3 protein-coding genes are annotated in these 2899 nt (G+C 71.4%); 1 reads left to right on the top strand and 2 read right to left on the bottom strand.

Annotated elements, in window-relative coordinates:
- Positions 1–35: 35 nt before the first annotated feature.
- Positions 36–164 (bottom strand): hypothetical protein, encoded by a 129-nt coding sequence (locus ACFXB5_RS27405; protein ID WP_385212438.1) that lies wholly within the window; start codon positions 162–164, stop codon positions 36–38.
- A gap of 175 nt (positions 165–339) precedes the next feature.
- Between ACFXB5_RS27405 and ACFXB5_RS27400 the strand changes: the two genes are divergently transcribed.
- On the top strand, positions 340–777 hold the full coding sequence (locus ACFXB5_RS27400) for a hypothetical protein (protein ID WP_385212436.1): 438 nt from the start codon (positions 340–342) through the stop codon (positions 775–777).
- Positions 778–1057: 280 nt separating this feature from the next.
- On the opposite strand, the gene ACFXB5_RS27395 is transcribed toward ACFXB5_RS27400, so the two are convergent.
- The gene (locus ACFXB5_RS27395) at positions 1058–2443 is read right to left on the bottom strand and encodes a cystathionine beta-synthase (RefSeq protein WP_385212435.1); all 1386 of its coding nucleotides are present in this window, start codon (positions 2441–2443) and stop codon (positions 1058–1060) included.
- Positions 2444–2899: the final 456 nt, after the last annotated feature.

The following is a 2899-nucleotide window of genomic DNA, read 5'->3' as shown; positions in this document are numbered from 1 at the left end:
CGGCGCCCCCCCCCCCCCACCACCGCCCCCCCGGCTCACCGCCCCCCCCCCGCCCCCCCGCCACGGCGCTGTTCCGCGCGGGCGCCCGCGCGGCCGCCGACGCTCAGCGCGTCGGGGCGGTCGTCGCCGGGCGCGGCGAGGGACGTGAGGAGAGGTGCGGTCACGGAACTGACTCCTTCCACAGCGGGCCGAGGGTGCTTCTCGGGCCCGCTCGTCTTCCGGGGTGCTGATTTCGGGGGGGCTGGCTTCGGGTGCTGGTTTCGGGTGCTGGCTTCGGGGGGCGGTTTCGGGGGCTAGCCCTACCGACAAAGCGTCCCCGCGACCGTACCGTTCTTAAGCATGGACGCCCGTGACCCGGATCTGAAAAAGGAACTCGACGCGGCCCTGCAGACCCGTAAGGAGCTGGGTGCGGAGTACGAGTCGGAGCTGGTCGGCTCCTTCATGGAGAAGGTCGAGCAGCGCTTCAACGATACGGCGGACCGCCATGTCCGCCGCCAGCTCGCCGAACAGCAGATGGCGTCGGCCCGCGGCAGCCGCCCGTACGCCACCGGCGCGCCCACTGACCAGGCCCACGGCCTGGGCCTCGGCGAGCGCTTCGCCTTCGTCGGGGTCTCCCTGGTGCTGGCCATCCCGCTGTCGGCCATCGGCGTCGTGAACGAGGGCCTGCCCGGCCTGCTGATCACCTGGGCCGGAATCTTCGGCGTCAACGCGGTCCACGCCATGGGCGCCTTCTCCTGGCTCCGCCGAGGCCGTAGGCAGGAGGAGAGCAGCGACTAGAGAAATCTGCGCGGGGACCGCCGCACCCCGGTGGCAAGCCACCGAGGGCGGGACGACGGCGGTCCCCGCGGGGACGCGGGCCGGGTCAGGGCCGGAATTCCGCGTCCAGGCGAACATGGAGGTCCGGGAGCCGCTCCGGAGGTCCTGTCGCCTCATCTCGGGTGTCGGTGTCGTCCTTCCGACACCCACTAATCTGCCGGAGCCGTGTTAACCCTGTGCTGCGGGCGCGTGACACGTTCGTACCACTTGCCCGAAGGGCGGTTGGGACCCTTACGGGCCCTCACTTCGGGCTGTTGGCCAGGTATGCCAGCAGGTCCTGCCGGCTCACCACGCCCTTGGGCTTGCCCTCCACCAGCACGATCGCCGCGTCCGCCGTGCCCAGCACCGCCATCAGGTCCTCGACCGGCTCACCGGAGCCGACATGCGGCAGCGGCGGGCTCATGTGCTTCTCCAGCGGGTCGGTCAGCTCCGCGCGCTTCGCGAACAGGGCGTCCAGCAGCTCGCGTTCCACCACCGAGCCGATGACCTCGGCGGCCATCACATCGGGGTGACCGGCGCCCGGCTTGACGATCGGCATCTGCGAGACGCCGTACTCCCGCAGCACGTCGATGGCCTCGCCCACCGTCTCGTCCGGGTGCATATGGACCAGCGAGGGCAGCCCGCCCTCCTTGCCCTGGAGCACATCGCCGACCCGCACCGAGGGGCCGTCCTCCTCCAGGAAGCCGTAGTCGGCCATCCACTCATCGTTGAAGATCTTGGAGAGATAGCCGCGGCCGCTGTCGGGCAGCAGGACGACCACCACATCGTCCGGGCCGAGCCGCTCGGCGATCTTCAGCGCGCCCACGACGGCCATCCCGCAGGAGCCGCCGACCAGCAGCCCCTCCTCCTTGGCCAGCCGCCGCGTCATCTGGAAGGCGTCCTTGTCGGAGACGGCGACGATCTCGTCCGCGACGGTCTGGTCGTAGGCGGTCGGCCAGAAGTCCTCGCCGACGCCCTCGATCAGATACGGGCGGCCGGAGCCGCCGGAGTAGACCGAGCCCTCGGGGTCGGCGCCGATCACCTGGACCCGGCCCTCGCTGGCCTCCTTCAGATAGCGGCCGGTGCCGGAGATCGTGCCGCCGGTGCCGACGCCCGCCACAAAGTGGGTGATCTTGCCTTCGGTCTGCTCCCACAGCTCGGGGCCGGTGGTCTCGTAGTGGGAGAGCGGGTTGTTCGGGTTGCTGTACTGGTCGGGCTTCCAGGCACCCGGCGTCTCACGGACCAGCCGGTCGGAGACGTTGTAGTACGAGTCGGGGTGCTCGGGGTCCACCGCGGTGGGGCAGACCACGACCTCGGCGCCGTAGGCCCGCAGTACGTTGATCTTGTCCGTGGACACCTTGTCCGGGCAGACGAAGACGCACTTGTAGCCCTTGCGCTGGGCGACCATGGCGAGGCCCACCCCGGTGTTGCCGGAGGTCGGCTCCACGATGGTGCCGCCCGGCTTCAGCTCACCGGAGCGCTCGGCGGCCTCTATCATCCGGACCGCGATCCGGTCCTTCACCGAGCCGCCGGGGTTGAAGTATTCGACCTTGGCCAGGACGGTCGCCCGGATGCCTTCGGTCACGGTGTTGAGCTTCACGAGCGGGGTGTTGCCGACCAGCTCAATCATCGATTCGTAGTACTGCACACCTGCTCCTGGTCCGGTTCCGCGGGATCTCCGCGTCGGGGCGGCCGCCGTCGCGGGGCCGTGCTGTCAGCTTATTGCGCGCTGCCCGCCCTCCGACCGGCGCGTTGGGACGAAGCCTGCACGGGGCAACAACTTGTTAGCAAGGCGTACAAAGGAGAAAGAAGCGCGCGCGGACGTGCGGACGTGCGGACGGAGGTGGGCTGGACCCATGTCGATGTCGAGGGCGAGGGTGGCGCGGCGGATCGCCGCCGCGGCGGCGTACGGGGGCGGCGGGATCGGGCTGCTGGGCGGGGTGACCGCCGTGCTGGTGCTCACCGAGGTGTCCCATGCGAAGCGGGTCGTGGGGGGGGGGGGGGGGGGCGCCCCCCCCCCCCCGCGCGGCGGGGGGGGGGGGGGGGCGCGCGGCGCCGCCGCGCCGCCCACCCCGGTGGGCGGGTGGGGGGGAGGGGAGCGCCC

It is taken from the genome of Streptomyces sp. NPDC059455 (genome assembly GCF_042750115.1).
GTDB classification, from domain to species: Bacteria; Actinomycetota; Actinomycetes; order Streptomycetales; family Streptomycetaceae; genus Streptomyces; species Streptomyces endocoffeicus.
The sequence above is the reverse complement of the archived record's forward strand: the minus strand, read 5'-3'. Positions and strand labels throughout refer to the sequence as shown.

What these genes read in the sequence shown, in the direction of transcription:
- ACFXB5_RS27400 (WP_385212436.1), top strand. Translation starts at nt 340, where the DNA reads ATGGACGCCCGTGACCCGGATCTGAAAAAGGAACTCGACGCGGCCCTG.